The organism is Streptomyces sp. NPDC058872, assembly GCF_042743065.1.
GTDB lineage: Bacteria > Actinomycetota > Actinomycetes > Streptomycetales > Streptomycetaceae > Streptomyces.
The window spans coordinates 141,578-166,609 of the sequence record NZ_JBHYMK010000010.1 but is presented as its reverse complement, the minus strand read 5'-3'; the positions used below and the strand labels follow the sequence as shown (position 1 = coordinate 166,609).

Genomic DNA, 25,032 nt, shown 5'->3' with positions numbered 1-25,032 from the left:
CATGCTCCGCGACGGGACCTTCTACGAGACCCGCACCCCCGAACCGGCCGCCGCATGACGCGCTCGACCTTGACGAAGGACATAGAGGCACCCCCCCACCTTCACCACGACACTTCCCGCGGTCGCCCACGGGCCCCTCCATCCCGGAGCCTGAGCGCCCCCGCCGGAGGCATCTCCCTGACTCGCACCTTGGGCAAACGTCCCGGCCCCACGTGGTCCCCTCGCCCCATCAACCCGAGCCGTCAGGCGTGCGGCCAGCGGCCGGGCCGGAGCGGGGCGAAGACAGGAGCGGCGGCCCGGGCGACGGGCCGCACGCGCCGCGCCGTGTGCGGCGGGTGCCTTGATGAGGTAGAGAAATCTGTAACAGGCTCACTCTTAGATGGGCTGCGGACTCGGCGTCTCGTCCGTCAAACCGTGGTCAGTCTGCCGCGCCGGACGTTGTGCGAGCCATCCTGAGACACGTGGTCCGCCGTTAACGGCGCTGCCTTCAAGGACGGTCCGGACATGTTCAAAGCCCTGCCCCAAGTAGTAGCGCTGAAGGGCCGTGTTCGTCGTCCACGCATCAAGTCGGAGCCACTTAGCCGACGACTGGTAGGCACGGTCTCCCGCCCAGTCGAGCAGCCTGCCGCCGAGGTTCTTCCCTGAGTATTCGCGGGCCACCGTGAGCTTGTTGACGAACATGGACGGCTCGCTCAGTTCTTCCTCCGACCACAGACCGTCTTCCGCATCGGGAGTCAGGGTGATCGTTCCTGCGGTGTGCTCGCCATCGCGGACCATGAACACCGTCCCGGCCTCGATCGTCGCCAGGAGTTTGTCAGCCGGGTATGGGCGGCTCCATTGGTCGCTGCCCAGCTCGCTGAGCCAGGACGCCGCTTCCGTACGGAATGCGAGGAGACGAGACAGGTCGCTGGGGACGGCAGGAGTAATTCTCACTGAGGCTCGTTCTCGCTTCGGGCGGACAGGTCGCCGATCTCGTAGTTCATCCGGTTCAGGTCGCCTCGGAAGGTCGTCACGGTGCAGCGGATCGGACGCTCAGTCGAGTAGCCCGTCCGGGTCCACAGGAGAACCGGAACCCCCGCGCCGATCTCCAAGAGGCGGGCCTCGTCGGGTGTCGGCATCCGGGTCGCGATTTCGTCCGCGTAGCCCACCTGCTCGATGCCGAGGCTCGCCAGATACCGCGTGGTTCCCTCGGCGATGTCTCCGGGTTCGGTCAGCCGGGGTGCCATCTCCACGAGCCAGTCCGGGTAGTGCGTGGCCTGAGTGGACCACGGCACATCGTCAACGAAGCGGTGGCAGAACCTGAGCACCGCGCGCGAATCGACTTCGACCTTCAGTCGCTCGGCGATGTAGGCGGGTGCGGTCGTCAGCTCGACCCGGAAGGTCTGGTGTGGCCGGCGCCCTGCGTTCGTGACGTCCGTGGAGTACGCGTCGCCGTTCTGCGGGAAGGTCAGGTTCTCGAACCGGGATGCGTTGAGCTCGAAGACTTCGTGCTCCCGCACTTCGTACCCAAGCCCCTGGCTGGACGTGATCAGTCCCTCGCCGACCAACAGACTCAGGCCGGAACGGACCGTGTTCCTGGAGGCATCAAAACGGGCTGAGAGTTCGGCCTCTGAGGGGAGCCGCGCGCCGGGTCCGTAGGCGCCGCTGTCGATCTCACGACGCAGTGCGTCGGCCACCTGTCGGTACTTCGGCTGCTTGCTCATGGGTCCATCATGACGCACTCAGTCAACTTGTTGGTACATGTAAGTGCAAAGTGCTTGACGCCTCACGTCGCGGGATGCAGCATCATCTCTATCAACTTGTCCCAACAAGTTGAGCAAGCGGGCCAAGAGGCTCGTTGCACAGCTAGGGAGCGGCCACCTACCGCCAAGCAGTCAGCCGCTCCCCAGTCCCTTGAGGGAGCTTCCATCATGCCCGCAATGCTCTCCACCGCGCTCAGCACGCAGTTCGCTTTGGTCGGGTCGGACGTCTGCAGTGAATGCCAGGGTTCGCTGCTGGCCTCGGACGACGGTTCGATGACGGGTCTGGTCGGTGAGGTCATCCCGTGCGGCTGTGCGGTCCTGGACGGCCCGCTGTGCGCCTGCGAGATGATCGGCTGGCCGCTGAACGACGGCTTCACGGGTTGGATCGAGCTGACCCGTACGGAGCTGCGTAGCGCCCCGGAGGACGCCCCGGTCTACCGGCCGTGCCCCGAGCACAACACGGCGGCCCGGTTCGCCACCCGCATGGGGGTGGCCGCGTGACGGTCTTCCCCGTCGCCCCGGAGGCCGTGGCCGGTGTCGCGGCCTCCCTGGGCACCGACCCCCTCGCCCTGGCGGACCTCCTGCGGGTGGCGAACACCCCGGGCTTCGACCGCTGGCGCGAGCAGATCCGGCGTACAGGTGGCTGCTCGGACCCGATCCACCTGTCCGGCACCACCGTCACCCGCGACCGCCGCACCGGGGACGTTCTGTACGCGTACTCGACGGCTGATGAGCCGGGGGGCCGGTTACGGGTCGCCTGCGGCAACCGCAGGGCCTCACGCTGCCCCTCCTGCGCCTGGACCTACGCGGGGGACACCTACCACCTGATCCGGGCCGGGATCACCGGCGACGAGCGGAAGAACGTCCCCGCCACGGTGCGGGATCACCCCCGGGTCTTCGCCACTCTCACCGCCCCGTCCTTCGGCCCGGTGCACAACCGTCCCGCCTCCGGCCGCTGCCGCTGCGGCGTCCAGCACCCGGAGAACGCCCCCGAACTCGGTACGGCTCTGGACCCGGCCCGCTACGACTACGCGGGCGCGGTGCTGTGGAACAACCACGCCGGGCACCTCTGGCAGCGCTTCACGATCTACCTGCGCCGCGAGATCGCTGCCCGCGTCGGGATCACCCAGACCGAATTGAAGGACGCGTGCCGGGTCTCCTTCGGGAAGGTCGCCGAGTTCCAGAAACGCGGCGCGATCCACTTCCACGCCGTGGTCCGTCTCGACGGCCCCGGCGGCCCGGACACCACCCCGCCCACCTGGGCCTCGGTCGGCCTCCTGGATGACGCGATTCGCGCGGCTGCCGCCCGCGTTGCCGTCTCGGTCCCCGCCGCCGGCACCCACCCCGCCCGCACTCTGAGGTGGGGCACGCAGGTGGACGTGCAGCCGATCGGTGCCCTGGGCAAGGAGGAGCTGACCGAACAGGCTGTGGCCTCCTACGTTGCCAAGTACGCCACCAAGGCCGCCGAGACCACCGGCACGGTCGACCGCCGCATTGGCGAACCGGCGGAGCTGGCCAAGCTCGACGTCCCTGAGCACACCCGGCGCCTGATCGAAGCCTGCTGGACCCTCGATGCGGACTATCCCGGCCGGATGCTGGCGCGCTGGTCCCACATGCTCGGCTTCCGCGGCCACTTCTCCACCAAGTCCCGCGCCTACTCCACCACCCTCGGGGCCCTGCGCCAGACCCGCGCCGACTACCGCGCCGCCCAAGAGCGACGCGAACGCGGTCTGCCCGAGCTGGACGACGACACGGAGGGTTCCACCCTCGTGATCGCCCACTGGACCTACGCAGGCCACGGCCACACCCCGGGAGAGTCCTGGCTCGCCGCCAGCATCGCCCGAGACATCCGCACCAACCGAGACACCGCACGGGAGGCCCTCAGCGACCTTCCCGACCACAACGACATGGGGGGCTGGGATGACTGACGAACTGCTGACCGTCCCGGAGGTCATGGTCCGGCTCAAGGTCGGCCGTACGACCGTCTATGACCTGATCCGCACACACCGACTGCCCTCATTGACCATCGGCCGGAGCCGCCGCATTCCGGCTGAGGGCCTGCGGGTCTATCTCGCTTCGCGACTTCAGTACGAGGAGGCTGCCTGATGGCCAAGCGCCGCCCCAACGGTGGGGGAACGATCACCAAGCGGAAGGACGGCCGCTACCAGGGCGCCGCCTATGTCACCAACACCGACGGCCACCGGGTTCGGAAGTTCGTCTACGGCGCCACATACGACGAAGCATCCGAGAAGCTGGGCAAGCTCCAGGACCAAGAACGCAATGGCGTCCCCGTGCCCTCCCGCTCGTGGAGCCTCGGTGAGTGGCTTGCCTACTGGCTTGAGCACATCGTGGAGCCGGAGCGCGAGCACAACACCTACGCCAAGTACGAGTCCAAGGTGAGAATCTACCTGGCGCCGCACCTCGGTAAGAAGCCATTGGTCAAGCTCACGCCCGCCCAGATTCGTACGTTCATGGCCGCCCTGAAGCGCGAGAAGGTTGGCGCCGCGACCCGCTTCGAGGTGCTGCGCATCCTCCGGAACGCACTCAATCGGGCCATGCGCGAGGAGCTGCTGACGCGGAACGTCGCGCTGCTCGTGGACATGCCCAAGGTCAGCAAGGACAAGGCCAAGCCGTGGAACGCCCGGGAGGCGATCACCTTCCTGCGGTCGACTCGGGCTCATCGCTTCTACGCCGCCGGTGTCCTGGTGCTCGTCCTCGGCCTCCGACGGAGTGAGGTTCTGGGCCTTCGCTGGCAGGACATCGACTTCGAGAATCGCCAGTTCACGCCGGTCAAGCAGGTGCAGCGGGAGAAGGGCGTGGGCCTGGTCCTCAAGGATCTCAAGACCGAGTCCTCACAGGCCGTGCTGCCGCTTCCGGAGTTCTGTGCTCGGGCCTTGGAGGAGCGCCGGGAGCTGCAAGAGCTGGAGCGGAAGATCGTGGGTGACGACTGGGCTCAGGAGCCGGATCATGACGTGATCTTCTCGTCCGAGCGTGGCGGCCTGACCGACCCGGTGGGGTTCTCCCGGACCTTTGACCGGCTCGTGACTCGGGCTGGCGTGCGCCGCATCACAGTCCGCCTCGCCCGGCACACCTGCGGCACACTGCTCGCCTTCCTGAAGGTTCATCCCAAGGTCGCTCAGGCGATCCTGCGACACAGTCAGATCAGCATGACGATGGATGTCTATACCCACGTTGTGGGCGACGGTGAGCGGGAAGCCGTGTCAATGCTCGCTGAGCTACTGGAGGACCCGCTGATCGGCTGATGTCAGCCGTAGATGTCAAAGACCCCCAACCGTTAATGGCTGGGGGTCTTTGTACTGGTGGGGCTAACAGGATTTGAACCTGTGGCCTCATCCTTATCAGGGATGCGCTCTAACCAACTGAGCTATAGCCCCGCCGTGCTTCGCGGTGTGTGTCCCGCTCGCTGACTCCTGAAGATTAGCGCACGTCGGGGCCAGTCCCAAAATCGATACTCGGGACCGGCCCCGGGCGGACTACTCGTCCTCGGCGAGCGTGAGCTCCACACCGCCCACGAAACCGGCCGAGAGGTTGTAGATGAAGGCGCCCAGCGTCGCGAGCGCGGTCATCAGAACCACGTCGATCACGGCGATCACCGAGGTGAACATCAGCACCCTCGGCAGCGACAGGAACGACTGGAGGTCAAAGCCATTGGACTCGTTCGACCCCGTGGCCTCGCTGATCGTGCCGCCGACCGTCGAGAAGACGCCCATGGCGTCCATGACCATCCACAGCACCGCCGCGGCCACCACCGTGCAGATGCCCAGCGCGATGGAGAGCAGGAAGCTCACCTTCATCACCGACCACGGATCGGCCTTGGCCACCCGAAGCCGCGCCTTGCGCGTCCGGGGCGTCGTGCGCGCCCCGGTCCGCGGCCGGCGCACGGCACCGGTCTGACCACCCGCCGTACCGCCCGACGCACCGGTGTACGCCTGCGGCGGGTGGTAGGGCCCGCTCGGCTGCTGCGCACCAGCGCGCTCGCCGGGCAGTGGCCCGTTGTACGTCTCGTACGAGGGCTGCTGCCCCCGAGTGTCCGTCACCGCAACCCCCTGGGAGTCCGTGGCGGGGCCACGGGCACCGTTCGCTCCGGCACCAGCAGAAGCTCCGGCAGCCGCCGATCCGGTACCCGTGGCTCCACTCACGCTCTTACTCCTCGTGCTCGCCGGCCGAAGGCTCCGTGCCCTCGACTACCTCGGCCTCGACCTCGACCGACTCGACGGCGCCCTCGACGTCGTCGATGTCCTCGTCCTCGCCACCCGCCTCGGCGTTCCGTGCGATGCCGACGACGGCATCGCGCTTGCCCAGGTTGATCAGCTGGACGCCCATGGTGTCACGGCCGGTCTCCCTGACTTCGTTGACTCGCGTACGAATCACACCGCCGGAGAGCGTGATGGCGAGGATCTCATCGGTCTCCTCGACCACCAGCGCGCCCACGAGCGAGCCGCGGTCCTCCACGATCTTGGCAGCCTTGATACCCAGACCGCCACGGCCCTGGACGCGGTACTCGTCGACGGGGGTGCGCTTCGCGTACCCGCCGTCGGTCGCGGTGAAGACGAACGTACCGGGCCGGACGACATTCATCGAGAGCAGTTCGTCGTCCTCGCGGAAACTCATCCCCTTGACGCCCGAGGTGGCCCGCCCCATCGGGCGAAGCGCCTCGTCGGTGGCGGTGAAGCGGATCGACTGCGCCTTCCTGGAGATGAGCAGCAGATCGTCCTCGGACGAGACCAACTCGGCGCCGATCAGCTCGTCGTCGCTGCCGTCCTCGCGCTCGCGCAGGTTGATCGCGATGACGCCGCCCGACCGCGGGGAGTCGTAGTCCTTCAGCGCGGTCTTCTTCACCAGACCGGCCTTGGTGGCCAGCACCAGGTAGGGAGCGGCCTCGTAGTCGCGGATCGCGAGGATCTGGGCGATCTGCTCGTCCGGCTGGAAGGCCAGCAGGTTGGCCACGTGCTGACCGCGTGCGTCCCGACCGGCGTCCGGCAGTTCGTACGCCTTGACCCGGTAGACCCGGCCCTTGTTGGTGAAGAAGAGCAGCCAGTGGTGGGTGGTGGAGACGAAGAAGTGGTCGACGATGTCGTCCTGCTTCAGCTTCGTGCCGCGGACGCCCTTGCCACCGCGCTTCTGCGAGCGGTAGTCCTCGGTCTTCGTCCGCTTCACATAGCCGCCGCGCGTGATGGTGACGACGATGTCCTCTTCGGCGATCAGGTCCTCGATGGACATGTCACCGTCGAAGGGCACCAGCTTGGAGCGACGGTCATCGCCGAACTTCTCGACGAGCGCAGTCAGTTCCTCGCTGACGATGGCCCGCTGCTTCTCCGGCGAGGCCAGGATCGCGTTGTACTCGTTGATCTTGACCTGAAGCTCGTCGTGCTCGGCGATGATCTTCTGGCGCTCCAGGGCCGCGAGTCGGCGGAGCTGCATCTCCAGGATCGCGTTCGCCTGGATCTCGTCGATCTCCAGCAGGTCCATCAGGCCCCCGCGGGCCACCTCGACCGTCTCGCTGCGCCGGATGAGGGCGATGACCTCGTCGATCGCGTCGAGGGCCTTGAGCAGGCCGCGCAGGATGTGGGCGCGCTCCTCGGCCTTGCGCAGCCGGAAGCGGGTCCGGCGGACGATGACCTCGATCTGGTGCGTCACCCAGTGGCGGATGAACGCGTCGAGCGAGAGGGTGCGCGGCACTCCGTCGACGAGCGCCAGCATGTTCGCGCCGAAGTTCGTCTGCAGGTCGGTGTGCTTGTACAGGTTGTTGAGGACGACCTTGGCGACGGCGTCGCGCTTGAGGACGATCACCAGTCGCTGGCCGGTCCGGGACGAGGTCTCGTCGCGGACGTCGGCGATGCCGCCGATCTTGCCGTCCTTCACCAGGTCGGCGATCTTCTGCGCGAGGTTGTCCGGGTTGACCTGGTAGGGCAGTTCGGTGACCACCAGGCACTGGCGGTTCTGGATCTCCTCGACCTCGACGACCGCGCGCATGGTGATGGAGCCGCGACCGGTGCGGTACGCCTCCTCGATGCCCTTGCGGCCGACGACCAGCGCGCCGGTGGGGAAGTCCGGGCCCTTGATCCGCTCGATCAGCGCGTCGAGGAGCTCCTCGTGGCTGGCCTCGGGGTGCTCCAGGGCCCACTGGGCGCCGGCCGCGACCTCGCGCAGGTTGTGCGGCGGGATGTTGGTGGCCATGCCGACGGCGATGCCGGCCGATCCGTTGACCAGCAGGTTCGGGAAGCGGGCCGGCAGGACCGTCGGCTCCTGGTTGCGGCCGTCGTAGTTGTCCGTGAAGTCGACGGTCTCCTCGTCGATGTCACGGAGCATCTCCATCGACAGCGGCGCCAACTTGCACTCGGTGTAGCGCATGGCGGCGGCCGGGTCGTTGCCCGGGGAGCCGAAGTTGCCGTTGGAGTCGACGAGCGGCATCCGCATCGACCACGGCTGGGCGAGGCGGACGAGCGCGTCGTAGATCGAGGAGTCGCCGTGCGGGTGGTACGTGCCCATGACGTCGCCGACCACGCGGGCGCACTTGTAGAAGCCCTTCTCGGGCCGGTAGCCGCCGTCGTACATCGCGTACAGCACGCGCCGGTGGACGGGCTTGAGTCCGTCCCGGACGTCGGGCAGCGCGCGGGACACGATGACGGACATCGCGTAGTCGAGGTACGAGCGCTGCATCTCGGTCTCGAGCCCGACGGGCTCGATCCGCAGCACGGGCTCCTGCTCTTCGGTGGTGCCGGAGGTGTTTTCGTCGGCCATTGCTGGTCGTCAGTCCTTTCGTACGGTCAGCTGAGACCGACTCAGATGTCGAGGAAGCGAACGTCCTTGGCGTTGCGCTGGATGAACGAGCGGCGCGCCTCCACGTCCTCGCCCATCAGCACCGAGAAGAGGTCGTCGGCCTGGGCGGCGTCGTCCAGGGTGACCTGGCCGAGGACGCGGTGCTCGACGTCCATGGTGGTGATCCGCAGCTCCTCGGCGTTCATCTCGCCGAGGCCCTTGAAGCGCTGGATCGAGTCCTCCCTGATCCGCTTGCCGTTCTGCTTGCCCAGTTCGACGAGCGCGTCCCGCTCCCGGTCCGAGTAGGCGTACTCGAAGTCGTCCCGACCCCACTTGATCTTGTACAGCGGCGGGCGGGAGAGGTAGACGTGCCCCGCCTCGACCAGCGGTCGCATGAAGCGGAAGAGGAAGGTCAGCAGCAGGGTGTTGATGTGCTGGCCGTCGACGTCGGCGTCCGCCATCAGGATGATCTTGTGATAGCGGAGCTTCTCGATGTCGAAGTCCTCGTGCACACCGGTGCCGAAGGCGGAGATCAGCGCCTGGACCTCGGTGTTCTGCAGGATCTTGTCGACGCGGGCCTTCTCGACGTTCAGGATCTTGCCGCGGATCGGCAGGATGGCCTGGTACATCGGGTTGCGGCCGGACTTGGCCGAACCGCCGGCGGAATCGCCCTCGACGATGAAGATCTCGCACTTGGAGGGGTCGTTCGACTGGCAGTCGGACAGCTTGCCCGGGAGGGAGGCCGACTCCAGCAGCCCCTTGCGACGGGTCAGGTCGCGCGCCTTGCGGGCGGCCACGCGGGCGGTCGCCGCCTGGATCGACTTGCGGATGATGTCCGCAGCCTCGTTGGGGTTGCGGTCCAGCCAGTCGTTGAGGTGCTCGTAGACCGCCCGCTGCACGAAGGTCTTGACCTCGGTGTTGCCCAGCTTGGTCTTGGTCTGGCCCTCGAACTGCGGCTCGCTCAGCTTGACCGAGATGATCGCGGTCAGGCCCTCGCGGATGTCGTCGCCCGTGAGGTTGTCGTCCTTCTCGCGGAGCAGCTTCTTGTCGCGCGCGTACTTGTTGATCAGCGAGGTCAACGCCGCGCGGAAGCCCTCCTCGTGGGTGCCGCCCTCATGCGTGTGGATGATGTTGGCGAAGGAGTACACGCCCTCGCTGTAGCCGCTGTTCCACTGCATGGCGACCTCGAGGGACAGGCTCTTGTCCTTGTCCTCGGCCTCGAGGTCGATCACGGTCGGGTGGATCAGCTCGCCCTTGCGCGAGTTGAGGTACTTCACGAAGTCGACGATGCCGCCCTCGTAGTGGTACTTCACCGTGCGCGCGGTGGCTTCGGTGGCCGCGGCCGCGGCCTCGGGGTCGTCCGCACCGACCGTGGCCTTCGCGGACTCGCGCTCGTCCGTGAGCGTCAGGGTGAGGCCCTTGTTGAGGAAGGCCATCTCCTGGAAGCGGCGCGCGAGCGTCTCGAAGGAGTACTCGGTGGTCTCGAAGATGTCCGGGTCGGACCAGAAGGTGACCGAGGTGCCGGTCTCGTCGGTCGCCTCGTGCTTCACGAGGGGCGCGGTCGGGGCGCCCATCTTGTACTCCTGCGTCCAGCGGTGACCGTCGGTCTTGACCTCGACGGCGACCTTGGTGGACAGGGCGTTCACGACGGAGACGCCGACGCCGTGCAGACCGCCGGAGACCGCGTAGCCGCCGCCGCCGAACTTGCCGCCCGCGTGCAGCACGGTCAGCACGACCTCGAGGGCCGGCTTGCCCTCGGAGGGGACGATGCCGACCGGGATGCCACGACCGTTGTCCACGACGCGCACGCCGCCGTCGGCCAGGATCGTCACGTCGATGGTGTCCGCGTGACCGGCCAGGGCCTCGTCGACCGAGTTGTCGACGACCTCCTGCACCATGTGGTGCAGACCGCGCTCGCCGGTCGAGCCGATGTACATGCCGGGGCGCTTGCGCACCGCGTCCAGGCCCTCGAGTACCTGGATGTTGCTGGCGGTGTACTGGTTGTTCTCGTTGGGGTTGCCGGAATCGGCCACGAAGCGCCCTTTCTGGCACAGCACAGGCCGTTCTCCGGGCATACGGGAGCGGCTGCGTCATTCGACATGTTCCGCAGGATGGCGGGATTGCCCCCCAGTCTACCGGTAGCGCTGACAGTCATGGGGGTTTGCCGGTACCTGAATGCGCATGTGCCGCCCTGGGCGGACGCGAGACGACTCCCCATATTCGGATAGGGGCTCCAGGGCGCCCTGACCACCACCCAGCGCTTCGAGCCGTAGCGCGTTGTGGGCAACTGTTCCGGGACCATGCCTCGGGCATGCGTTCGGATCGGGCGGGCACGGAAGGAAAGGGCACCATCGACGGCCGGCACGGCCCCCGCCCTGGGGTCCAGGCACGGTCCCGGCACAGGTCCAGGCACGGTCCCGGCACGGGGCCGACAAGGGTCCCGACACGGGGGGCCGGCCCCGCATCGCGCAGGCCCCGTGCGGGCTGCCTCCGGGGAGCGGACGCCCTACCCGTACGTGTCGCCCGGCCCCACGGACCCCGGCGCGCGCAGCGGCCCGTAGCCCCGCCGGGGCGCACCGGGCCCGAGCACCTTGATCATCCGCACGGTCCCGTGTCCCAGGTCCTCGTTGAGCCGTGCGACGAGCCGCGGTGCCAGGAGCCTCAGCTGCGTGGCCCACGCCGTCGAGTCGCACTGCACCGTCAGCACCCGCACATCGGGTTCGTCGTCGAACTTCAGCGGTACGCAGTGCTTCGCCACGTCCTCGCCGACGATCTGCGGCCAGCGACCCATCACCCCGCCGACCGCGGCCGGCGTCTCCCAGCCCCGCTCGGTGATCAGTCGGTTGATCGCGGCACCCAGCGCCATCGGGTCGCGGCCGTCGGCACGCGCGCCGGAGCGCAACCCCCCGCCGCGCCGGGCCTGCTTCTTCTCCTGGGCGGCCGCACCGCGCGCCCGGGCCTGCTCCTTGGCGGCGCGCAGTGCGACCCGGGCGAGGTCGACTCCCGAGGGTTCGGCCGCCACGGGCGCCGCGGGCCGGTCGGCCGGCTGCTCGCTCATCCCCGTCACACCCGTTCCACCGTGCCGCCGGACACCGCGTACCGGGTGCCCGCCAACGCGCCCGGCACGTCGTCGTCCACGGCCGCCGTGACGAGCACCTGCTCACCCGGTGCCACCAGTTCCGCGAGCCGCTCGCGGCGCCGTGCGTCGAGCTCGGCGAAGACGTCGTCGAGGACCAGGACCGGCTCGTTCCCCTCGGCCCTCAGCAGGTCGTACGAGGCCAGCCGCAGTGCGAGCGCGTACGACCAGGACTCGCCGTGGCTCGCGTACCCCTTCGCCGGCAGCTCGCCCAGCTTCAGGAGGAGCTCGTCCCGGTGCGGTCCGACCAGCGTGACGCCCCGCTCGATCTCCTGCTTCCGGACCTCGGCGAGGGCGGCGATCAGTTGCCCGTACAGCTCCTCGCGGGTGTGCCCACCGCCCGGAGCGGAGGGGCGGTACTCCAGCAGGATCGGCCCCCCACCGGGTGCGAGCTGTTCATAGGCCTTGTCGGCGAGCGGCTGCAGCACGCCGATCAGGTCGAGGCGCTGGGCCAGCAGTTCGGCTCCGGCCCCGGCCAGGTGTTGGTCCCACACGTCCAGGGTGGACAGGTCCATGCCGCGGCCACCGTGGCGCCGGGCCATCGCGGCCGATTTCAGGAGCGTGTTGCGCTGTTTGAGCACGCGCTCGTAATCGGAGCGCACGCCCGCCATGCGCGGCGCACGCGCCGTGATCAGCTCGTCGAGGAAGCGCCGGCGCTCACCCGGGTCGCCCTTGACCAGGGCGAGGTCCTCGGGGGCGAACAGGACGGTGCGCACGATGCCCAGTACGTCACGAGGTCTGACCTGCGAGGACCTATTGATCCGGGCCCGGTTGGCCCGGCCCGGGTTGAGTTCGAGCTCGACCAGCTGGGAGCGCTCGCCCTGTGTGACCGCGGCCCGGATGACGGCCCGCTCGGCCCCCATCCGGACCAGCGGGGCGTCGGAGGCGACACGATGGCTCCCGAGGTTCGCCAAGTAGCCCACGGCCTCGACCAGATTGGTCTTGCCCTGGCCATTGGCACCCACGAAAGCGGTGACGCCCGGATCGAGCGGGACCTCGACCCGGGCGTAGGAGCGGAAGTCGGCCAGCGAGAGGTGCGTGACGTGCATGGTGGGCGCTGACCTTCTTCCCCCGGCGGCCGTGCACCGCGGGGTGCACAGCCTGTGGATTACTTCTTCGTCTCGACCGCGTGGCCACCGAACTGGTTGCGCAGCGCGGCGATCATCTTCATCTGCGGGGAGTCGTCCTGGCGGGAGGCGAACCGCGCGAACAGCGATGCGGTGATCGCCGGCAGCGGAACGGCGTTGTCGATGGCGGCCTCGACCGTCCACCGACCCTCACCGGAGTCCTGCGCGTAGCCCCTCAGCTTCTCCAGGTGCTCGTCCTCGTCCAGCGCGTTCACCGCGAGGTCGAGCAGCCAGGAACGGATGACCGTGCCCTCCTGCCACGAGCGGAAGACCTCACGCACGTCGGTGACGGAGTCGACCTTCTCCAAGAGCTCCCAGCCCTCGGCGTAGGCCTGCATCATGGCGTACTCGATGCCGTTGTGAACCATCTTCGCGAAGTGACCGGCACCGACCTTGCCCGCGTGCACCGCACCGAAGTCGCCCTCGGGCTTGAGCGCGTCGAAGATCGGCTGGACCCGCGCGACGTGCTCGGCGTCGCCGCCGTACATCAGCGCGTAGCCGTTCTCCAGGCCCCAGACACCGCCGGAAACGCCGCAGTCGACGAAACCGATGCCCTTGGCGGCGAGCTCCTCGGCGTGCTTCTCGTCATCGGTCCAGCGGGAGTTCCCGCCGTCCACGACGATGTCGCCGGGGGACAGCAGGTTCGCCAGCTCGTCGATGGTGGACTGGGTCGCGGCGCCGGCCGGAACCATGACCCACACGACACGCGGCCCCTTCAGCCCGCCCACAAGCTCTTCCAGGCTGTGGACATCGGCGAGGTCCGGATTGCGGTCGTATCCGATGACGGTGTGGCCTGCGCGGCGGATGCGCTCGCGCATGTTGCCGCCCATCTTGCCGAGACCGACGAGACCGAGCTCCATCAGAGATTCCTTAAGCGTCGTGTGCGGTTTACCCGGGTCCGAGCCTACGCCCGGACCCGGGTGCACACCTGTGGGGTCAGCCGCTCAGGCGATGTCCCCGGTGGAGGCCGTCAGCCGCTGAGACGCACCGGCATGATCAGGTACTTGTAGGCCTCGTCCGCCTCCGCGTCGAGCGCCGGCTTGCCGCTCAGGAGCGCCGGCTTCGTGGAGGTCGTGAAGGAGAGCTGGGCGACCGGCGAGTCGATCGCGCTCAGACCGTCCAGGAGGAAGGTCGGGTTGAAGGCGATCGAGATGTCGTCGCCCTCGAGCTGGGCCTCGACCCGCTCCACAGCCTGTGCATCGTCGCTGGAGCCCGCCTCCAGGATCAGCACGCCCTGCTCGAAGCTGAGCCGGACCGGGGTGTTGCGCTCGGCGACCAGGGCCACGCGCTTGACGGCCTCGACGAAGGGGGCGGTCTCGATCACCGCGACCGAGTTGAACTCGGTGGGGAAGAGCGTCCGGTACTTCGGCAGGTCGCCCTCGAGCAGGCGGGTGGTGGTGCGACGGCCCGCGCCCTCGAAACCGATCAGGCCCTCGCCCTGACCGGAGCCGGAGAGCGCCAGGGTGACGGTGTCGCCGCTGGTGAGCGCCTTGGCCGTGTCCAGGAGGGTCTTCGCGGGCACCAGGGCGACCGCGGAGGCGTCCGGGGACTCCGGCTTCCACAGGAACTCGCGGACCGCGAAGCGGTAGCGGTCGGTGGAGGCCAGGGTGACGGTGTCGCCCTCGATCTCGATGCGGACGCCGGTGAGGACGGGCAGCGTGTCGTCACGACCGGCGGCAATGGCGACCTGCGCGGCGGCGGAGGCGAAGACCTCACCGGGAACGGTGCCGGTCGCGGTGGGCATCGCCGGCAGTGCCGGGTACTCCTCCACAGGCAGGGTGTGGAGGGTGAAGCGGGAGGAGCCGCAGACCACGGTCGCCCGTACACCGTCTGTGGAGATCTCAACGGGGCGGTTGGGGAGGGCGCGGCAGATGTCGGCGAGCAGCCGGCCGGAGACGAGGACGGTGCCGTCCTCTTCCACCTCGGCCTCGACCGAGACCCGGGCGGAGACCTCGTAGTCGAAGCTGGAGAAGCTCAGCGCGCCGTCCTCGGCCTTCAGGAGAAGGCCCGCGAGCACGGGCGCCGGCGGACGGGCCGGGAGGCTGCGGGCCACCCAGGCCACCGCCTCCGCGAGTACATCGCGCTCCACCCGGATCTTCACCGGAACCGCCTCCTGCTTGTTGCTGGCTCTTCGTCGACTGCGGGAACCAGTCTGACGTACGCCACCGACACTCGGTGCGGCTCGGGGTCAAGTCGTGACAAGGGCCTGCCGGAGCTCCGGCGCCGAGTTGTGCACAGGTCCCACTTCGAAGCGAATTCCGGGCTAACTCTATGTGGGAGTAGTAGTAGGGCCTGTGGAAACCGTGGATAACGTCGTCATCGCAGGTCAGGACCGATTTTTTGTCCACTGCGCCTGTGGGCAGAACCCGTGGACAACCAGGGGTCTCTGTGGACACACGAAAGTTCTGCACACCCGATACACAGGACAGGGGGAGTTCTCCCCAGTGCTGTCCCCAGCTTTCCCCAGGTTCCCCACAGCCCAAACCTCCCTCTCGATGTGACCGCTTTCACTCGACTCGGTGAGCGAGGGTGTTGCGTTGCCGAACAGTGGACAGCGGTGTGGAGAAGCTGTGGGCAACTGACTACCGCCTGTGGGCAGCCAGTGGACAACTATCCCGGCTGCCTGTGGACGAAGGATTCATCCACAGGCTGTGGGGATCGTTTGCTCACAAATCCACAAGGGGCTGACCTGGGCTGATGATCTGCCGTCAGGTCTACCTGTGGACACAGCTCGGATAACTCGACAGTCCCCACCCTGTGGATGGGCGGTCATCCCCCGATCTGTGGAGAACTTGCCACCGAGTGGGAGTAATCGAACAGGGCTGAGACGGCTGTGGACCCTGAGAACGACGGAGGGCGCCCCGGGAGGTGTCCCGGGGCGCCCTCGAAGAGGCCGTGCGGAGGTCGCAGGGGCCCGTGTCAGCCGTTCTTGATGCGGTTGGTGAGCTCGGTGACCTGGTTGTAGATGGAGCGGCGCTCCGCCATCAGGGCACGGATCTTGCGGTCCGCGTGCATCACCGTCGTGTGGTCGCGCCCGCCGAACTGTGCGCCGATCTTCGGCAGCGACAGGTCCGTGAGCTCACGGCACAGGTACATGGCGATCTGCCGGGCCGTCACCAGGACGCGGCTGCGCGAGGACCCGCAGAGGTCCTCCACCGTCAGTCCGAAGTAGTCGGCGGTGGCCGCCATGATCGCGGGTGCGGTGATCTCCGGGGCGCTGTCCTCGCCCCCCGGGATCAGGTCCTTGAGGACGATCTCGGTGAGTCCGAGGTCCACCGGCTGCCGGTTGAGGCTCGCGAAGGCCGTCACCCGGATCAGCGCGCCCTCCAGCTCGCGGATGTTCCGTGAGATCCGGGAGGCGATGAACTCCAGCACCTCCGGCGGGGCGTTGAGCTGTTCCTGCACCGCCTTCTTGCGGAGGATCGCGATGCGCGTCTCCAGCTCCGGCGGCTGCACATCGGTGGTGAGGCCCCACTCGAAGCGGTTGCGGAGCCGGTCCTCCAGGGTCACCAGCTGTTTGGGCGGCCGGTCCGAGGAGAGCACGATCTGTTTGTTCGCGTTGTGCAGCGTATTGAAGGTGTGGAAGAACTCCTCCTGCGTCGACTCCTTGCTCGCCAGGAACTGGATGTCGTCGACCAGCAGGATGTCCACGTCCCGGTACCGCTTCCGGAAGGTGTCGCCCTTGCCGTCACGGATCGAGTTGATGAACTCGTTGGTGAACTCCTCGGAGCTCACGTACCGCACGCGCGTGCCCGGATAGAGGCTCCGTGCGTAGTGCCCGATCGCGTGCAACAGGTGGGTCTTGCCGAGCCCCGACTCCCCGTAGACGAAGAGCGGGTTGTACGCCTTCGCCGGCGCCTCGGCCACCGCGACGGCGGCGGCGTGCGCGAACCGGTTCGAGGAACCGATGACGAAGGTGTCGAAGAGGTATTTGGGGTTGAGCCGTGCGTGCTGCTCGTTCGGCGCACCGGAGCCCTGCCCCGAGGGCGAGGAACCGGGGCCGCCCCCCGGGCCGCCGATCGACCCGGGCACCGGACCGCCCGGTCGGGGACCGGGCCGGGGAACGTGGCCCTGCGGGTCGGCCAGCTCGGCGCGCTCGGGCCGCTGCGGCTCGTAGCCGCGGCTCGGCTCTTCGTACCGCGGCTGCCGCGACTGTTCCGGGCCGGTGTACGGCGCGCGCTCCTGGTAGCCGCCGAGCCGCGGCTGCTGCCAGGAGAGGTCTTCCTGGGCGCGCGGCCAGGACCCGGGGACGGGACGGGGCTGCTGGTAGTCCGGGTAGGCCGGACGCGCGGTCGGCAGCCCGTCGTCGGGCATCGACCGGTGGCCGTACCCCTCGTAGGCATCGGACTGTCCGCGCTCGTCGTAGCGCGGCTGCTGCGGCTGCGGGGAGGGGGGCCCGGGCGGCGCGGGCTCGCCGCCGACGGAGTCGTCGACGGTGATCGCGATCCTGATCGGCCGTCCGCACTCATGGCTGAGGGTCTCGCTGATCAGCGGGGCGAGCCGGCCTTCCAGCACGCGCTTGCCCCACTCGTTGGGCACGGCGAGGAGAGCGGTGTCGGCGACGAGGGCGAGCGGCTGGCAGCGCTCGATCCACTGTTTGTCCTTGGCCTCGATCCCCTGCTGGCCCTCTGCGAGCAACTGCTCCAGGACGCGTGGCCACACTGCGGCAAGATCGGCAGGTACGTCAGCCACAGGGCACGCTTTCTCGCAGGTCCCGCGATGGAGTGGTGCTCGGGGACGGTGGGTCGAAGTCCATGAGGACGTGTCCGTTGAGGACAGGTGAGGACAGAACGGAAAAGATTGTGGAGACCGTCCACGGTAGTCGGGGCAGATGACGTGGTTCAAGTTGTTGTCCACAGGCTGTGCACAATGGGGGGTGACGACAGGTCGGTTTGACCGGATGGCGTAGCCGCGCGTACCGTAACCAGGTCGAGTTGTCGATGGCTGCTGCCGCCTGCCTCCGATGGGCAAAGATCATGGTCAGTGATCGTGAAGCGGTGCACTCGGGCGTATTGCGAGCTACTCGTGGGCGCACGGTGACAGCCAGGCGATGTCCCGCCATCTACGAATCATTTCTGGAGCCCCCGAGTGAGCAAGCGCACCTTCCAGCCGAACAACCGTCGTCGCGCGAAGACCCACGGCTTCCGCCTGCGCATGCGCACCCGTGCCGGCCGCGCCATCCTGGCGAACCGCCGCGCCAAGGGTCGCGCGAGCCTGTCCGCCTGATCCACTAAACAGGTCATGACGTGCTGCCTACCGAGAATCGGCTGAGGCGGCGCGAGGACTTCGCAACCGCGGTACGCCGAGGTCGCCGGGCCGGTCGCCCGTTCCTCGTCGTCCACCTACACAGCGGTGCAACGGACCCGCACGCGCCTGGGGAGAGCGCTTCCCCGACGCGTGCGGGTTTCGTCGTGAGCAAGGCCGTGGGCGGTGCGGTCGTACGCAACCAGGTCAAGCGACGCCTGCGCCATCTCGTCCGCGAACGCCTCTCCGAGCTGCCCCCCGGTAGCCTGGTGGTCGTACGGGCGTTGCCCGGAGCCGGCGACGCCGATCATGCACAGCTGGCCCGAGACCTGGACGCCGCTCTCCGGCGGCTGCTGGGAGGGGGCACGCGATGAAGTACCCGCTGCTGGCTCTCATCAAGCTGTACCAGTGGACGATCAGCCCGCTCCTGGGCCCCGTCTGCCGGTACTACCCGTCGTGTTCCCACTATGGATTCACGGCCATCGACCGGCATGGCGCGATCAAGGGCACGGCCCTGACCGCCTGGCGCATCCTGCGGTGCAATCCGTGGTCGCCCGGCGGCGTGGATCACGTCCCCCCGCGTAAGCGTCCCCGTTGGCACGAGATGCTGAGGAACGCGCTGCGCGGCGACAAGGGCGGCTCCGCCGCCGAGACGAGCCCGGCCGCCGAGACCTCGCCCAATGCTCAAGGAGCCTGATTAGTGGACACGATTGCCAGTCTGTTCAGCTTCATCACCTGGCCCGTTTCCTGGGTCATCGTCCAGTTCCACAAGATGTACGGGGCCGTCTTCGGCCCTGACACGGGCTGGGCCTGGGGACTGTCCATCGTGTCCCTGGTGGTGCTGATCCGTATCTGCCTGATTCCGCTCTTCGTGAAGCAGATCAAGTCGACGCGGAACATGCAGGCGCTCCAGCCGAAGATGAAGGCGATCCAGGAGCGCTACAAGAGCGACAAGCAGCGCCAGTCCGAAGAGATGATGAAGCTGTACAAGGAGACGGGCACCAACCCGCTCTCCTCGTGCCTTCCCATCCTGGCGCAGTCGCCCTTCTTCTTCGCCCTGTACCACGTGCTCTCGTCGATCGCCTCGGGCAAGGAGATCGGCGTCATCGACGGTCCCCTGCTCGCCAGCGCCCGTCAGGCCCACATCTTCGGCGCCCCGCTGGCCGCCAAGTTCACGGACAGCGCCGAGAAGGTCGCTGCGCTCGACGCCTCGCTGACCGATGTGCGCATCGTCACCGCGGTCATGATCATCCTGATGTCGGCCTCGCAGTTCTTCACCCAGCGCCAGTTGATGATGAAGAACGTCGACCTCACGGTGAAGACCCCGTACATGCAGCAGCAGAAGATGCTCATGTACATCTTCCCGGTGATCTTCGCCGTCATGGGCATCAACTTCCCCGTCGGTGTCCTCGTCTACTGGCTGACCACCAACGTGTGGACCATGGGCCAGCAGATGTACGTGATCAACCAGAACCCGACGCCGGGAAGCAAGGCGCAGGACGCGTACCTGCAGCGCCTGCTCAAGAACATCAGCCATCACGGTGAGGTCCGCGGACGCCGCCGGAAGAGCATCGTCAAGGTGATCGTCGCCAAGGGCGGCGACCGCAACGAGAACGAGCGTCGCTTCTTCGCGGGCCTCTCCAAGGCAGGCTTCGCCGCCCAGGCCGACGGCACCGTGATCAAGGGCGACACCCTCGTGGCCGAGGCCGAGGGCGGCACCACCGCCAAGCGCCAGCAGCCCAAGCGTCAGACCAAGGCCCAGCGCCAGGCGGCCGGAGCTCAGCAGGCCACGGCGAAGGAAGCCGAGGAAGACTCCGAGTCGACCGCCGGCAAGGCGACCCCCTCGCTGGAGAAGAAGCCCCAGGGGCCGTCCAGCGCCGGTGCAGCCGACGCGAAGAACGAGGTGAAGGACGAGACCCAGGGCGACAGGCCCGCCCGTCCGAGCCGTGCCAACTCCGGTGGCTCGCATCAGGGCAAGTCCGGTCAGCGCAAGGGCCAGCAGCGGCCCAAGCACCCGTCCTCCAAGAAGTAAGCCTCCCCGAAGCAAGAAGGAGTCCATCCGTGACGGAAGGCACCACCTCCGCCGCCGCCGAGGGTGGCGACACCCTGACCCGCCTGGAGCAGGAGGGTGAGATCGCGGCCGACTACCTCGAAGGTCTGCTCGACATCGCTGACCTCGACGGCGACATCGACATGGACGTCGAGGCGGACCGGGCTGCGGTCTCGATCATCAGCGACTCCGGAAGTCGTGACCTGCAGAAGCTCGTGGGCCGTGACGGTGAGGTTCTGGAGGCGCTCCAGGAGCTGACCCGCTTGGCAGTGCACCGGGAGACCGGTGACCGCAGTCGTCTGATGCTCGACATCGCCGGCTTCCGGGCCAAGAAGCGGGCTGAGCTCGCCGAGCTGGGAGCCAAGGCCGCCGCTGAAGTGAAGGCTTCCGGCGAGCCGGTCAAGCTGGACCCGATGACGCCGTTCGAGCGCAAGGTCGTGCATGACGCGATCGCCGCGGCCGGTCTGCGCAGCGAGTCCGAGGGCGAGGAGCCGCAGCGCTTCGTCGTCGTGCTCCCGGCCTGAACCCCCACGCAGTGTCGGCCCCGTCTGTTCGCAGGCGGGGCCGATCTTTGTCAGCCTGATAGTCAGCCATCACAGTGTGCTCGCACGCGAGGCGTGCGGTACGGAAGGACGGTTCCCGTGACGGAGGCAGCGGAGCTCCCTGAGGCACCGGAGCAGGCGCGGACAGTCTTCGGAGAGTACTTCCCGGAGGCCGTGCGGTATGCGGAGCTCCTTGCGGATGCGGGTGTGAAGCGCGGCCTGATCGGTCCGCGTGAGGTTCCACGTCTCTGGGAACGCCATCTGCTGAACTGTGCCGTCCTCTCGGAGGTCGTTCCCGAGGGCGTCACCGTGTGCGATGTGGGCTCGGGAGCCGGGCTGCCCGGCATTCCACTGGCTCTGGTCCGGCCGGACTTGAAGATCACTCTGCTGGAGCCGCTCCTTCGCCGGACGAACTTCCTCCAGGAAGTCGTCGAGCTGCTCGGTCTGGACCATGTGACCGTGGTTCGGGGGCGTGCGGAGGAGATGCTCGGAAAGATCACCCCCGTACATGTGGTCACCGCGCGTGCCGTGGCTCCTCTTGACCGGCTGGCTGGCTGGGGTGTCCCCCTGCTGCGTCCCTACGGGGAAATGCTGGCGCTCAAGGGTGACACCGCGCAGGAAGAGGTCGATGGCGCTCGTGCCGCGCTCTCTCGGCTCGGGGCAGTGGAGACCTCTGTGCTTCAGGTGGGCGAGGGCATTGTCGATCCGATGTCCACGGTTGTCCGGGTAGAGGTGGGCGAGAGCCCCGGCGGTGTGCGGTTCGCAGCCAAGCGGGCCAAGGCTGCACGGACCAGTAAGACCCGAAGGCGCCGCTAAGCGTCGCATACGTACCATTTCGGAGTGTCGAGCGGTTTCGGCTGGGTAGCAGCGGCATGGTGTTTCACGTGAAACGTCGCTCACTGCTGCAGGGGATCATCAGCCGCGGCCGCGCGGCAGCCGTGCCACGGGACCGTAGGCCCCGCGTGAAACCACTCGCGAGGGGTACCGGGTTGTCCACAGAGGTGGATTCGCCCACAGAACCACCGACCTCGCTGGTTCGTGACCCCGAAAGCATGGCAGGCTCTCCCCATCGCGAGCCTGAAGCCGAGGAGAGTGAATCCTTGCGGTCCGACGCCAACATCGCGGGACCGATGACCGATCCGGTCCCCGGTCCCCGAACCGAATCGGCGGGGGAAGATGTTTCACGTGAAACACCGCCCCCGATGGACGACACCCCCATCGGTCGTGCTGCCCAACTGGCAGTAGAGGCACTGGGTCGCGCTGGTGAGGGACTCCCTCGTCCGGCCCAGACTCGCGTGATGGTGGTTGCCAACCAGAAGGGCGGCGTGGGCAAGACGACCACGACGGTCAACCTTGCTGCGTCCCTGGCACTACACGGGGCCCGGGTCCTGGTCGTCGACCTGGACCCACAAGGCAATGCCTCCACTGCTCTCGGCATCGACCACCACGCCGAGGTCCCCTCGATCTATGACGTTCTGGTGGACAGCAAGCCGCTCTCCGACGTGGTTCAGCCGGTCAGGGACGTCGAGGGCCTCTTCTGCGCTCCCGCCACCATCGATCTCGCCGGAGCAGAGATCGAGCTGGTGTCGCTGGTCGCTCGGGAGAGCCGTCTCCAGCGAGCGATCCAGGCCTATGAGCAGCCACTGGACTACATCCTGATCGACTGCCCGCCCTCGCTCGGCCTCCTCACGGTCAATGCCATGGTGGCCGGCGCGGAGGTCCTGATTCCGATCCAGTGCGAGTACTACGCGCTGGAGGGCCTGGGACAGCTCCTGCGGAACGTCGATCTGGTGCGAGGCCATCTCAACCCGGCCCTTCACGTCTCCACGATTCTGCTCACGATGTATGACGGCCGGACGAGACTCGCCTCTCAGGTCGCTGACGAGGTGCGCAGCCACTTTGCCGAGGAGGTGCTGCGGACCAGCATTCCTCGATCCGTTCGCATCTCGGAAGCGCCGAGCTATGGGCAGACGGTTCTCACCTATGACCCCGGCTCCAGCGGTGCCCTTTCCTATCTCGAAGCGGCCCGCGAGATCGCCCTGCGGGGGGTTGCCGTCCAGTACGACCCGCAGCACTCCCGCGTAGGGCACCAGAACAACCAGCGCAGCATGTCGGAGGGCATCCAGTGAGTGAGCGACGTAGGGGACTGGGGCGGGGGCTCGGTGCACTGATTCCCGCTGCACCTCAGGAGCGGCAGGTGGAGCGGGGGGTGGCCGCCGCGAAGCTGGCGACACTGCCGCAGAGTCCGCAGCCCCCGGAATCCACAGCATCGTGGAACGAGGTCGAGTCGGTCGTTCTGCCGGAGCCTCCAGCAGGTGCCTACTTCACCGAGCTTCCGGTCAGCTCCATCGCTCCGAACCGGCATCAGCCGCGTGAGGTTTTCGACGAGGACGCGCTGGCTGAGCTCGTCACCTCCATCAAGGAGGTCGGTCTGCTGCAACCCGTGGTGGTGCGCAAGACCGGTGGGGAGAGCTATGAGCTCGTCATGGGCGAGCGTCGTCTGCGGGCATCGAAGGAAGCCGGCCTGGACCGGATTCCAGCGATCGTCAGGGATACCGATGACGAGAAGATGCTCTTGGACGCGCTCCTCGAGAACCTTCATCGGGCTCAGCTGAACGCGATCGAGGAGGCTCACGCCTATGAGCAACTCCTCAAGGACTTCGGCTGCACTCATGACCAGCTTGCGGAGCGGATCGGGCGGTCCCGCCCACAGATCTCCAACACGCTGCGTCTGCTTCGCCTCTCTCTGCCGGTGCAGCGGAGGGTCGCCGCCGGGGTGCTCTCGGCCGGGCATGCACGGGCCTTGCTCGGCGTGGAGGATTCGGAGGCCCAGGACAAGCTGGCGTCCCGCATCGTCGCCGAGGGCCTGTCGGTGCGGAGCGTCGAGGAGATCGTGAGTCTCATGGGCTCCGAGGAGCCTGCGGCTGCGGTCAAGCCGAAGGGGCCGCGTGCCGGTGCCCGGGTCTCGCCGGCGCTCATGGACCTTGCCACTCGGCTTTCGGACCGTTTTGAGACCCGTGTGAAGGTCGACCTGGGGCAGAAGAAGGGGAAGATCGTCGTCGAGTTCGCCTCCATGGACGACTTGGATCGGATCCTCTCCACGCTGGCTCCCGGAGAGGGCCGGGTCCTGGGCCGCAAGGATGACGAGGGCTGATCTTCCTTCCCGCTTGCGGAGGCTGCAAAGGGCGGGCCATGTACCGGTGCTGACCGGAACATGGCCCGCCCTTTGGCTGTGGGCGGTATCCCCTCGATCGCCCGATCGATACGATTCCAAGAGGCGTATCCGTGCTCGATGCCGAAGGAAGTGAGGAGCAGCTGTGGGGCGTCGGCTCGTACCGCTCACGCTGGACAACCTTCCGGATCTGCCCAAGCGGTGTCGCTCGTGCGTCTTCTGGGAGCTCGACCCGGTCAGCGGTGAGGCCGCTGCGGACGTCGGGCGCTCGGAGCAGGAGAAGGAGTCCTGGATCTCGGCCGTTCTGCTGGAGTGGGGCTCCTGTGGCCGGGTGGTCTATGTCGACGAGGTGCCGGTCGGGTACGTCCTCTATGCTCCCCCGGCCTATGTGCCGAGGTCGACTGCGTTCCCGACGAGTCCGGTGTCGCCCGATGCCGTTCAGCTGATGACGGCATGGATCATGCCGGGCTATCAGGGGCAGGGGCTGGGGCGCGTGATGGTGCAGACCGTGGCCAAGGACGTGATGAGGCGGGGCTTCAAAGCGATTGAGGCTTTCGGTGACGCCCGTTGGAAGGAGCCGGCCTGTGTGTTGCCGGCCGACCATCTCCTTGCGGTGGGCTTCAAGACCGTGCGCCCCCATCATGCCTTCCCCCGGTTGAGGCTGGAGCTCAGGACCGCGCTCTCCTGGAAGGAAGACGTGGAGATGGCATGGGACCGTCTGTTCGGTGTGGTGAAGAAGGAGCCCGCGCTGCGTCCTCTTTAGTTCCGCATGGCCCGGTGCAGCAGAAAGACGAACGGCCCGTCCCCTGCAGGGGACGGGCCGTTCGTGTTCCACGCGGTGTTTCACGTGAAACGGTGGTGTGTGTCAGGCCTTGGCGGGCTCGACGAAGTCCGCGAGGTCGCGCAGGATGGCGGCCTTCGGCTTGGCGCCGACGATGGTCTTCACGACCTCGCCACCCTGGTAGACGTTGAGCGTCGGGATGGACATGACGCCGTACTTGGCGGCCGTTTCCGGGTTCTCGTCGATGTTGAGCTTCACGATCTCGATCTCGCCGTGCTCGGCGGCGATGGCCTCCAGCGACGGGGCGATCTGACGGCACGGGCCGCACCAGGCCGCCCAGAAGTCCACCAGGACGGGCTTGTCGCTCTTGAGGACGTCGTCTTCGAAGGAAGCGTCGGTCACGGTCTTCAGGGCCACAGCGGCCTCCTTGATCTCGCGGGGTGTGGGTGGGGAAGAGG

At 67.6% G+C, this 25,032-nt stretch carries 24 protein-coding genes and 1 tRNA gene; 13 read left to right on the top strand and 12 right to left on the bottom strand.

Annotated features, from left to right (window positions below; genetic code table 11):
• Positions 1 to 375: 375 nt before the first annotated feature.
• Both ACFW22_RS09160 and ACFW22_RS09155 read right to left on the bottom strand, forming a co-directional pair.
• On the bottom strand, positions 376 to 933 hold the full coding sequence (locus ACFW22_RS09160) for a GNAT family N-acetyltransferase (protein ID WP_386400853.1): 558 nt from the start codon (positions 931 to 933) through the stop codon (positions 376 to 378).
• The gene (locus tag ACFW22_RS09155) at positions 930 to 1,703 is read right to left on the bottom strand and encodes a GntR family transcriptional regulator (protein WP_386400850.1); all 774 of its coding nucleotides are present in this window, start codon (positions 1,701 to 1,703) and stop codon (positions 930 to 932) included. The genes ACFW22_RS09160 and ACFW22_RS09155 overlap by 4 nt, the downstream gene beginning before the upstream one ends.
• A gap of 207 nt (positions 1,704 to 1,910) precedes the next feature.
• Here ACFW22_RS09155 and ACFW22_RS09150 point away from each other — a divergent pair, with 207 nt between their 5' ends.
• Genes ACFW22_RS09150 through ACFW22_RS09135 form a run of 4 tightly spaced genes read left to right on the top strand, consistent with a single transcriptional unit; the run spans position 1,911 to position 5,005 of the window.
• Entirely contained in the window at positions 1,911 to 2,243 is a 333-nt protein-coding gene (locus ACFW22_RS09150; protein WP_386400848.1) for a hypothetical protein, read from the top strand.
• A complete protein-coding gene (repSA, locus tag ACFW22_RS09145; RefSeq protein WP_386400846.1) occupies positions 2,240 to 3,670 on the top strand; it encodes a replication initiator protein RepSA in 1,431 nt (476 codons plus the stop codon). The genes ACFW22_RS09150 and repSA overlap by 4 nt, the downstream gene beginning before the upstream one ends.
• A complete protein-coding gene (locus ACFW22_RS09140) occupies positions 3,663 to 3,848 on the top strand; it encodes a helix-turn-helix domain-containing protein (protein ID WP_386400843.1) in 186 nt (61 codons plus the stop codon). Before repSA ends, ACFW22_RS09140 begins: the two co-directional genes overlap by 8 nt.
• Positions 3,848 to 5,005: a tyrosine-type recombinase/integrase gene (locus tag ACFW22_RS09135; RefSeq protein WP_386400841.1), complete on the top strand. Its 1,158-nt coding sequence runs from the start codon at positions 3,848 to 3,850 to the stop codon at positions 5,003 to 5,005. The genes ACFW22_RS09140 and ACFW22_RS09135 overlap by 1 nt, the downstream gene beginning before the upstream one ends.
• A 55-nt stretch (positions 5,006 to 5,060) precedes the next feature.
• Here the strand turns inward: ACFW22_RS09135 and ACFW22_RS09130 are convergent.
• The 9 genes from ACFW22_RS09130 to dnaA form a co-directional block, all read right to left on the bottom strand.
• Positions 5,061 to 5,137: transfer RNA gene (locus ACFW22_RS09130), tRNA-Ile, on the bottom strand.
• A 99-nt stretch (positions 5,138 to 5,236) separates the two neighbouring features.
• Entirely contained in the window at positions 5,237 to 5,800 is a 564-nt protein-coding gene (locus tag ACFW22_RS09125) for a DUF3566 domain-containing protein (RefSeq protein ID WP_386400839.1), read from the bottom strand.
• A gap of 106 nt (positions 5,801 to 5,906) precedes the next feature.
• Positions 5,907 to 8,504, bottom strand: coding sequence for a DNA gyrase subunit A (gyrA, locus tag ACFW22_RS09120; RefSeq protein ID WP_386400836.1), 2,598 nt, complete (start codon positions 8,502 to 8,504; stop codon positions 5,907 to 5,909).
• Positions 8,505 to 8,545: 41 nt separating this feature from the next.
• The gene (gene gyrB / locus ACFW22_RS09115; RefSeq protein WP_386400835.1) at positions 8,546 to 10,579 is read right to left on the bottom strand and encodes a DNA topoisomerase (ATP-hydrolyzing) subunit B; all 2,034 of its coding nucleotides are present in this window, start codon (positions 10,577 to 10,579) and stop codon (positions 8,546 to 8,548) included.
• A gap of 449 nt (positions 10,580 to 11,028) precedes the next feature.
• Positions 11,029 to 11,580, bottom strand: a complete 552-nt coding sequence (locus ACFW22_RS09110) for a DUF721 domain-containing protein (protein ID WP_386400833.1) — start codon at positions 11,578 to 11,580, stop codon at positions 11,029 to 11,031.
• A gap of 5 nt (positions 11,581 to 11,585) precedes the next feature.
• Positions 11,586 to 12,707, bottom strand: a complete 1,122-nt coding sequence (recF, locus tag ACFW22_RS09105; RefSeq protein ID WP_386400830.1) for a DNA replication/repair protein RecF — start codon at positions 12,705 to 12,707, stop codon at positions 11,586 to 11,588.
• 59 nt (positions 12,708 to 12,766) lie between these two features.
• Complete coding sequence (gene gnd / locus ACFW22_RS09100; RefSeq protein ID WP_386400828.1) at positions 12,767 to 13,645, bottom strand: phosphogluconate dehydrogenase (NAD(+)-dependent, decarboxylating); 879 nt, start codon at positions 13,643 to 13,645, stop codon at positions 12,767 to 12,769.
• 110 nt (positions 13,646 to 13,755) lie between these two features.
• Entirely contained in the window at positions 13,756 to 14,886 is a 1,131-nt protein-coding gene (dnaN, locus tag ACFW22_RS09095; RefSeq protein WP_386400826.1) for a DNA polymerase III subunit beta, read from the bottom strand.
• Between the two features lie 818 nt (positions 14,887 to 15,704).
• Positions 15,705 to 17,477, bottom strand: coding sequence for a chromosomal replication initiator protein DnaA (gene dnaA, locus ACFW22_RS09090; RefSeq protein WP_386400824.1), 1,773 nt, complete (start codon positions 17,475 to 17,477; stop codon positions 15,705 to 15,707).
• A 396-nt stretch (positions 17,478 to 17,873) separates the two neighbouring features.
• Between dnaA and rpmH the strand changes: the two genes are divergently transcribed.
• From rpmH to ACFW22_RS09045, 9 genes are all read left to right on the top strand, one after another.
• On the top strand, positions 17,874 to 18,011 hold the full coding sequence (gene rpmH, locus ACFW22_RS09085; RefSeq protein ID WP_015659252.1) for a 50S ribosomal protein L34: 138 nt from the start codon (positions 17,874 to 17,876) through the stop codon (positions 18,009 to 18,011).
• Positions 18,012 to 18,031: 20 nt separating this feature from the next.
• Entirely contained in the window at positions 18,032 to 18,403 is a 372-nt protein-coding gene (gene rnpA / locus ACFW22_RS09080) for a ribonuclease P protein component (RefSeq protein ID WP_386400822.1), read from the top strand.
• Positions 18,400 to 18,726: a membrane protein insertion efficiency factor YidD gene (gene yidD, locus ACFW22_RS09075; protein ID WP_384875257.1), complete on the top strand. Its 327-nt coding sequence runs from the start codon at positions 18,400 to 18,402 to the stop codon at positions 18,724 to 18,726. Before rnpA ends, yidD begins: the two co-directional genes overlap by 4 nt.
• A 3-nt stretch (positions 18,727 to 18,729) precedes the next feature.
• Complete coding sequence (gene yidC, locus ACFW22_RS09070) at positions 18,730 to 20,061, top strand: membrane protein insertase YidC (protein WP_386400820.1); 1,332 nt, start codon at positions 18,730 to 18,732, stop codon at positions 20,059 to 20,061.
• A gap of 29 nt (positions 20,062 to 20,090) precedes the next feature.
• Positions 20,091 to 20,603 (top strand): protein jag, encoded by a 513-nt coding sequence (locus ACFW22_RS09065; protein WP_384875253.1) that lies wholly within the window; start codon positions 20,091 to 20,093, stop codon positions 20,601 to 20,603.
• Positions 20,604 to 20,720: 117 nt separating this feature from the next.
• Positions 20,721 to 21,437: a 16S rRNA (guanine(527)-N(7))-methyltransferase RsmG gene (rsmG, locus tag ACFW22_RS09060; RefSeq protein WP_386400817.1), complete on the top strand. Its 717-nt coding sequence runs from the start codon at positions 20,721 to 20,723 to the stop codon at positions 21,435 to 21,437.
• Between the two features lie 236 nt (positions 21,438 to 21,673).
• On the top strand, positions 21,674 to 22,750 hold the full coding sequence (locus ACFW22_RS09055) for a ParA family protein (RefSeq protein WP_386400869.1): 1,077 nt from the start codon (positions 21,674 to 21,676) through the stop codon (positions 22,748 to 22,750).
• Entirely contained in the window at positions 22,747 to 23,775 is a 1,029-nt protein-coding gene (locus tag ACFW22_RS09050) for a ParB/RepB/Spo0J family partition protein (RefSeq protein WP_386400815.1), read from the top strand. Before ACFW22_RS09055 ends, ACFW22_RS09050 begins: the two co-directional genes overlap by 4 nt.
• Before the next feature lie 163 nt (positions 23,776 to 23,938).
• Complete coding sequence (locus ACFW22_RS09045) at positions 23,939 to 24,556, top strand: GNAT family N-acetyltransferase (protein WP_386400813.1); 618 nt, start codon at positions 23,939 to 23,941, stop codon at positions 24,554 to 24,556.
• Positions 24,557 to 24,658: 102 nt separating this feature from the next.
• On the opposite strand, the gene trxA is transcribed toward ACFW22_RS09045, so the two are convergent.
• On the bottom strand, positions 24,659 to 24,991 hold the full coding sequence (gene trxA, locus ACFW22_RS09040; RefSeq protein WP_386400811.1) for a thioredoxin: 333 nt from the start codon (positions 24,989 to 24,991) through the stop codon (positions 24,659 to 24,661).
• Positions 24,992 to 25,032 lie beyond the last annotated feature (41 nt).